Raw genomic sequence first — 7,505 nt, forward strand, 5'->3', positions numbered from 1 at the left:
CCCCCCCCCCCCCCCCCCCCGGCGCCGCCGTGCCGGGATCTGGAAGATCCGTACCCGCTCGCGTCAGGAAGTACCACGGCAAACCCGCGGCCGCGATCGCGAGCAGAAGTATCGAGAGTCCCCGGATGATCGGCGCCGCGCGTTCGCCGCGTGGCGCGGGCGGTTGCTCCGACAACCTGCCGAGCCCGCTCAGATCGGCGCGATGCTCCGCGCCGCGGTCCGGATGATCGCGCTCCCCCACGCATGCATCCTCGCACATGCGAATCGAGCCCGCGCCTAGCGCGGTAGTACATAAACCTCCACGCGCGCTCCGCCCGGAACGCCGGCCGTGGAGATCGTGGCGCTCACCGATTTCGGTGCTCGCGGAACGTCGACGTACGTGAAGTCGCCGCCGATAACCCTCCCCGTGCGGTCGAGATGGATCACGACGACGCGCGCTCCCTTCACGGCTTCGACCCCGGAAACGGACGCGCGCACGACGAACTGGCCGTCGACGCGACTCAGCCGCACGTCGCGGACACGGAAAGGCTTGGTTGGCTTCGCTTCCTGGAACGATGTGGTCCCGACCTTCACGCTCATCCGGGACGCCGCGCCGGATACGCCGACGGCGCCGGTGACCCCCATCGCACCGGCGGCGGGGATTGCGGTGACACGCTCGGTATCGGTTCCGACGAGGCGGCCGCGCGCATCGTGAACGACGACGTTAACCGTGACCCCTGAAGCTTGGAACGACTTGTTGGGGTTGTGGATCACGACCGCGTAGCGAACGGCATCGGGGCCGAGCTGCTCGAAACCAGACCGTGCGGCGACCAGCGCGGCCGGCCGGGCCGCGGCGACGGCGGCCTTCGGAGGTGCAACCACCGGCGTGTTTCCGCCAAGACCCAGAACCCTCCCGCCGAACGGGAGCCCGACGACCAGCGCGATCCCGAGCGCGACGGCTTTCTTCGACACCGTCACGCGGTCGTCCGCGGACCCGAACAGCGATCCCGCAGGGTCGGGAAGCTCGACCCGCTCAGACGGTCGGACGACGGTCGGCGGCGTCACCTCGGCCACATGCTCGGGAGCGGGCGCCGCGATCTCGACGGCCGGTCGGCGAGCCACCGCCGCGTGGCCGTTCACATTTCCATCGTTCGTTTGGTGCGGCTCGGCCGGGCGTTCGACGACGGCGTACCGGGAAGCAGGTGTCGGGGCCTGGACCGCGGCGGCCGGGGCCGGGGCCCGACGAGAGGGCTCGGGCGCGACCGCGCGCTCGGGATGGAGCGGTTGATCCCACACGTAGTCGGTGCGGGCCACGGGCATGGGCTGGTAGCCCGCCTCGGTCCGCACGAGCATCATCTGCGGCTTGTCGCGCTCGGTCGACGCACGATTGGCGCGCCACTGACGCACCTCCCAGGCGACCCGCTCCTCGTGTGACGTCCACGGGGTGGGTCCACCGCAGGAAGGGCAGAACGCCACGGCCGACCGATACGGCGTTTCGCATCGGTCGCAGAGTGGAGCGTTGACCTTCTTCGCCACGCCATCACCTCGTAGGGGCCGGCCCCCAGGCTCCTGCCCTCGATCGATCCATCTCCATATCGACCGGTGAATCACTTTGGATAACTCCCCGGACGGGCCATCTGCGACCACCCGAATCGGCTGCCCCCAACCTGCGCCCGGTCCGTACATGAAAGTCCGATGTGTCCCGGAACCTCCAACCGTCGCTCGTCGAGTCGAGCCGCGATAGGGTCTGGTCGATGACGCTCAAGCTCGGGATCGAGCTCCCTTACACGGAGACACACGATCGCGAGGGCCTTATCGCATTGGCCCGGGAGGCCGAGGCCCTCGGCTACGACTCCGTGTGGGCGTCGGAGCTGTACAGCTTCGACGCGTTCACGACGCTCACCCAGATCGCGACGGCCACCGACCGGATCAAGCTCGGTACGAACATCGCGAACATCTACGCGCGAACTCCCGCGATGCTCGCCGGAACGGCCGCGTCGCTGGATCAGCTGTCGGGCGGCCGCTTCATACTCGGCATCGGCGTCAGCGGTCCGCAGGTGATCGAAGGATGGCACGGCGTTCCATACGACAGGCCGATCCGGCGCACACGAGAGACGATCGACATCGTCCGCAAGGTGCTCGCCGGCGACAAGCTCGTTTACGAGGGCGAGGTCTTCAACCTGACGCAAGGGCTTCGCCTGTTGAACAAGCCGTTGCGCCCCGACCTGCCCATCTACGTCGCGTCGCTCGGGCCGCGAAACGTCGAGCTCACCGCCGAGCTTGCCGACGGCTGGCTCCCCACCTTTTACTCGCCGGCCCATGCGAGCCGGGTTTTCGGCCCCGCGCTTGCGGCGGGACGCGCCAAGCGTTCCCCATCGCTCGGCCCGCTCGAGATAGCGCCCTTCGTCCCCGCCTTCGCGGGCGACCTGAAGATGGGCCGGGATATCGCCCGGTTCGCGGTGGGCTTCTATGTCGGCGGGATGGGATCACGCGAACAGAACTTCTACAACGCGCTCGTGCGGCGCTACGGTTTCGACGAAGAGGCGGAACGGATCCAGGATCTGTTCCTCGGCGGCGACAAGGGTGCGGCGATCGGAGCCGTGCCGGACGATCTCGTCGACGCCGTATCGCTTGTCGGGGACAAGGAGCGCCTCCGCGACGGCCTTTCCGCGTTCAGCGGGTCCGGGTGCACGGCACTCGTCGTGGGCCCGATGGCTCCCGATCTGGACGGCCGGCGCCGCACGCTCGAGACGCTCGCCGAGGCCAATCGATAGGAACCGTCGTTCTCGCACTCAAGTCGGACCATTCGCCCGCCGACGTCAACATTGGGTGACCTGAAGATGAAGAGCACGGGGGGCCTCCAACGCCGTCTCGAGACGAGCTCGACCGGCCGCGCCCTCATATCCGGAGTGATCCTGTTCACGCTGGCCGCCATGCTCATCTCGAACCTGCCTGCCTCCGAGCTTCGCCGCACCGGCATGAAGGTCTTCGATCCGTATCTCGACGCCACCGGCCTGCACCAGAACTGGAACCTGTTCGCTCCGGATCCCCGGCGCGCGACGCTCCAGCTCGAGGCGCGTATCACGTTCGACGACGGCTCGATCACGGTGTGGCACCCGCCGACCGGCAACCCGTTCGTCGGTGTGTACCGCACGTTCCGTTGGCGCAAGTGGGCGGGCAACGTTCTTGCGTCCTCGAACGACGAGCTCCTCGAACCCACCGCGGACTGGATCGCACGGATGCACACGAAAGACGGGAAGGTGCCGGTGGAAGTCGTACTGGTCAAGCGCTCGTACGTCGCACCCCCGCTCGGGAGCGGAAAGCCTTCGAAACAACCCTGGCGTGAGAGCGTCCTCCTCACGGTGCAGTACCAGGAGGGCGGTCCGTGAAACGTCCCGAGCCTTTCTGGGATCGCTTCTGGTTCGCACCGACCTCGGTGGCGACGCTCGCGGTGCTGCGGATCGCCTTCGGGCTGATCATGTTCGCCTGGGCGGTGGCGGTCGCACCGGACGTCCTGAGCTTCTTCTCCTCGCACGGCGTGCTCCCCGAGCATCCTCCCGTGGGCGTCAGGTGGGGGTTGCTCGCGCTCTTCGGATCCGACATCGCCGTCGTCTGCGTGATCGGATCGCTGTTGGTTTCCTCCGTCTGCCTCACCCTGGGCTATCGCACGCGGATCGCCGCCGCGATCGCGTGGATCGCGTTGATGTCGCTGACGCGTCGCGACCCCTTCGTCTTCAACTCCGGCGACGCACTCCTTCGGAACATCGCGCTGTTCATCGCGCTTGCGCCTGCCGGTGAGGCGCTCTCGCTCGATCGCCGGCGAGCCGCTCGCGCCTCGTTCTGGACCTTCCCCAAGCGTGCGCCGTGGGCGCTCCGTCTCGTACAGATCCAGATCAGCATGGTGTACCTCTTCACCGTTTGGGCGAAGGCGCGCGGCGAGCGCTGGTTCGGGGGCACTGCCGTGTCCGAGTCGCTGCGGGTCGATGACCTCGTCCGACTTCCCCTGCCCGACGCGCTCACCGATTCGGTCTTGCTCGCGAACGTCCTGACGTTCGGGACCCTCGCCGTCGAGCTCGCTCTCGCCTTGTTCATCTGGAACCGGCGCTGGCGCCCGTACCTGATCGTCGCCGGGATCGCCCTCCATCTCTTCATCGAGATCACATTCGCGCTCGGGTTCTTCTCGATGGTGATGATCGCCTCGTACATCGCGTTCGTGCCGGAGGACGCGATGGAGGTCTTCCTCGGACGCGTACGCGCACGGATGCGAGCATCCCGCTTCGGCGTGTTCCGCCGGATCGCCGAAACCGGTGACTCCGGCTCGGCGACGAAGACGCCGGCATCGGTCTCCGGATGAGGGCTCCCCCACCCAGATACAGTTAAAGGCGTGTCGAGCGAAACGACGCTCCTGTACGACGCCGATTGCGGCTTCTGCCGCTGGACGAGCGATCGGGTCCGGCGGTGGGATCGCCGTGGCGCATTGCGCGTTCTCCCGATCCAGAGCTCTGAGGGCCAGACCCTTCTCGGCGACATGGATGAGGAACAGAAGATGGCGTCCTGGCATCTCGTCGGAGAGGACGGTGTGGTGCGCTCCGCCGGCGCGGGCGTCGCTCCGCTGTTCCGGCTCCTACCGGGCGGCGCGCCGCTCGCAGTTATGGCCGGCCTGTTCCCGAAGAGCACCGACCGCATCTACCGCTTGATCGCTAGGAACCGCGAGAAGCTCGGACGGATCCTCGGCGAGCAAGCGTGCGCCGTCGACCCCTCAGTGCGCTCCCGCCACGAACCGTAGCCGCCCAGCACTCTCCAAGCTTCCGGTCGGCACCCCAAGAGCTTCGTCGGGCTGCCAGGTCGCGTTTGAGCCGTTCGTCTTGAAAAAAGGGGCTCTCGCGGCCATTAAGCGTCTAGGTCGGAAAAAATGGGGTAAGGGACCATTTGTTCTGTGAGTCGAGGACCGGGGAGGTGAAGAGAAGAGCACCCAACACAGAACCAAGATGCTGGGGGCCTCGACCGACTTCGATCCCAGAGGGGGGATCCATGAACAGGAAGTTTCTGATTCTTCTCGTGATCGTCGCGATGCTGTCCGCCTTCGGCGTGGCGATGGCGGCGTCCAGCGACGGAGCGAAAGCCGTCGCAGCAGCGGACGACGGCAGAGGCGGTGGCGGTGGCGGTGGCGGTGGCGGCGACGACAACGGTGGCGGCGACGACAACGGTGGCGGCGACGACAACGGTGGCGGTAACGGCAATGGTGGCGGTAACGGAAACGGCACCCCGGATCCCCCGCCGGACGACCCTCCGTGTGACGCCGACAATCACCTCGTTGACCTGCCTAAGGGTCTTCTAGACAAGTGCCCCGGTGATGGCGGGCCCGGCACCGAAGGTCCTCCCGGAGATGAGACCTGCTCCGACGGGATCGATAACGACGAAGACGGTGCAACCGACCAGGAAGACTCCGACTGCCAGGAGCCCGAAGGTCCTCCCGGAGACGAGACATGCTCCGACGGGATCGACAACGACGGAGACGGTGCAACCGACGAAGAGGATTCGGATTGCCAGAACGGCGAGACGACCTGCTCCACCGACTTCGACGGCGACGGCACACAGCACTCTGCCTTCGCACCGGAGAACAATGAAGGTGGGCTCGCGTCCAGCCTCGTGCACGACATCGACCTGGGTCTGCCGTTCCCGCTAGGCGGCGACCAGGGGGTCGTGACCGAAGTGAACTGTGCGGTGATCGTTTCGGTCGAGGAGATCCTCGGCCTCAACGGCTGACATCAAGGGAACGTGCGAGGGGGCCCTTCCCGGGCCCCCTTTGCTTATTCTCACTTTGCTTCGGCCCGAACACGCGTCTCGTGGTGAGATGGAACGGTGACGAGAATAAGGCTCTGGGCGGTGCTGTGCCTTTGCCTCGCGATGTCGGCCTGCGAGGGCGATGCCACTCCGGAGCCTCTTCCTTCATCCGCGACACCGACTTCCTCACCGTCGTCGTCGCCGCCGGTAGCCGGCCGATTCGTATTGGTCGGACACGAGCCGCTTCTGAGCCGTGGGATGAACGCAGGGCTCGCGGTCGGCTCGCGCTACGTCTACGTCGGGAACAGAACGGACGCATCCTCCGACCACCCCCGTCCCGGCGTGCTCGTCGTCGATGTCCAGGATCCGGCGAAGCCGCGGGTCGTCGGCGAGATCGCACCGCCGCCCGTAGGAACGAGCTCCCGTGAGCTGAGGATCTGGCCCGACCAGGACCTGCTCGTCGTGTTGAACTTGCCGTGCGGCGGTTCAGCGCACGAGTGTTCAGGGTCGGGTCGATCGTCGCTGCGCTTCTACGATCTGCGCGGCGGTCGTGCCCGAGCTCCCCGGCTGATAAAGGAGTTCCCGACTGCGTCCGCGGCCCACGAGATGTTCCTCTGGGTCGATCCGATCCGGCCGGGGCGAGCCCTGTTGTACGTCTCGACCGACACCCCAGGCGACGGCAGCATGGGTCTGTTCGTGCTCGACATCTCTCGCGCGCGAACGGGCGAGGTCGCCACGGTCGCCGGATGGACCGGCAACCGGGAGCTCGGAGGCAAGCTCCACTCCGTGGGGGTGTCGGCGGATGGAACCCGCACCTATCTGGCGCATCTGGGTGGGGGCTTCGCGGTTCTGGATTCAAGCGATCTCGCGCGCGGCTCCCCGAGCCCCGACGTTGCGCTCATCACGCCCCCAAGAGCCGCACTGCGTTGGTCGCCCGGTCCGCACTCGGCGATCGAGGTTCCCGGGATCCCGCGCGTGCTGACGACAGACGAGGTCTACGGAGGAGCCGGCTCTTGTCCGTGGGGCTGGATGCGACTCATCGACGTCGCCGACCCGCGCCGGCCGCGCCTCGTCGGAGAGCTCCGCACCGAGCGGAATCACGTGCAGTCATGCACCGGCGCGCCGCGGTCCTCTGCGTACTCGTTCTCGTCGCACAATCCGACCGTCGTCGGCGGTGTTGTCCTTGTGAGCTGGCACGGCGCAGGTCTGGTCGCGGCCGCCGTCGGCGAAGAAGGACTCGAAGCGCTGGCGACTTTCTCGCCCGAACCGCTCGCCCGCGTCGCCACGGAGGATCCCCGCCTCACCGCGGGTCCGGTCAAGATCGCGATGTGGAGCACGCCGATCGTGTCGGACGGATTGATCTACGTCGTCGACCTGCGCAACGGCTTGTACGTTCTTCGGTACGAAGGGCCGGGCGCGGACGAACTCGCGCAGGCCGTCTTCCGCGAAGGGAACTCGAACCGAACTGACTAGCTCAGCCGTCGTCGCCGGTGCGAGCTGCGACGAAGAACCAGCGGATCACGAGCCCCACGGCGAACAGGACGAGCGCGATCCACATGAACGAGGCCATGCCGCGGGAGACGCCGGGCGAGGGCGCCACATCGCTCACCCGGAAGAACGAGTCGCCGGCCGGCGGCACCGGAAGGGAAACGCCTCCAGGGTAGGGGTCGGTAGGTGTCGGCCTCGGTGACGGGGGGGTGCTAGTCGGCCTCGGTGAAGATGGCGGTGGTGTTGGACGGACG

At 67.2% G+C, this 7,505-nt stretch carries 9 protein-coding genes; 6 read left to right on the forward strand and 3 right to left on the reverse strand.

The genetic code is table 11. The features are described from left to right. Positions 1 to 241: hypothetical protein (locus tag WEB06_08295; protein ID MEX2555617.1), on the reverse strand; the 241-nt coding region annotated here is incomplete at its 3' end. A 35-nt stretch (positions 242 to 276) separates the two neighbouring features. Further along, on the reverse strand, positions 277 to 1,515 hold the full coding sequence (locus WEB06_08300) for a hypothetical protein (protein ID MEX2555618.1): 1,239 nt from the start codon (positions 1,513 to 1,515) through the stop codon (positions 277 to 279). A gap of 218 nt (positions 1,516 to 1,733) precedes the next feature. On the opposite strand from WEB06_08300, the gene WEB06_08305 reads away from it, so the two are divergent. From WEB06_08305 to WEB06_08330, 6 genes are all read left to right on the forward strand, one after another. Further along, complete coding sequence (locus tag WEB06_08305) at positions 1,734 to 2,753, forward strand: LLM class F420-dependent oxidoreductase (protein MEX2555619.1); 1,020 nt, start codon at positions 1,734 to 1,736, stop codon at positions 2,751 to 2,753. Between the two features lie 66 nt (positions 2,754 to 2,819). Continuing rightward, positions 2,820 to 3,368: a hypothetical protein gene (locus WEB06_08310; GenBank protein ID MEX2555620.1), complete on the forward strand. Its 549-nt coding sequence runs from the start codon at positions 2,820 to 2,822 to the stop codon at positions 3,366 to 3,368. Beyond that, positions 3,365 to 4,333, forward strand: coding sequence for an HTTM domain-containing protein (locus tag WEB06_08315; protein ID MEX2555621.1), 969 nt, complete (start codon positions 3,365 to 3,367; stop codon positions 4,331 to 4,333). The genes WEB06_08310 and WEB06_08315 overlap by 4 nt, the downstream gene beginning before the upstream one ends. Before the next feature lie 30 nt (positions 4,334 to 4,363). Next, a complete protein-coding gene (locus tag WEB06_08320) occupies positions 4,364 to 4,765 on the forward strand; it encodes a DUF393 domain-containing protein (protein ID MEX2555622.1) in 402 nt (133 codons plus the stop codon). 245 nt (positions 4,766 to 5,010) lie between these two features. Further along, a complete protein-coding gene (locus WEB06_08325; GenBank protein ID MEX2555623.1) occupies positions 5,011 to 5,745 on the forward strand; it encodes a hypothetical protein in 735 nt (244 codons plus the stop codon). 276 nt (positions 5,746 to 6,021) lie between these two features. After that, entirely contained in the window at positions 6,022 to 7,236 is a 1,215-nt protein-coding gene (locus tag WEB06_08330; GenBank protein MEX2555624.1) for a hypothetical protein, read from the forward strand. Position 7,237: 1 nt separating this feature from the next. Here WEB06_08330 and WEB06_08335 read toward each other — a convergent pair whose 3' ends face one another. After that, positions 7,238 to 7,402 carry a hypothetical protein gene (locus WEB06_08335; GenBank protein ID MEX2555625.1) on the reverse strand — a complete coding sequence of 55 codons (165 nt, stop codon included), beginning with the start codon at positions 7,400 to 7,402 and terminating at the stop codon, positions 7,238 to 7,240. Between the last annotated feature and the right edge of the window lie 103 nt (positions 7,403 to 7,505).

The organism is Actinomycetota bacterium, assembly GCA_040905475.1.
Lineage (GTDB): Bacteria > Actinomycetota > AC-67 > AC-67 > AC-67 > DATFGK01.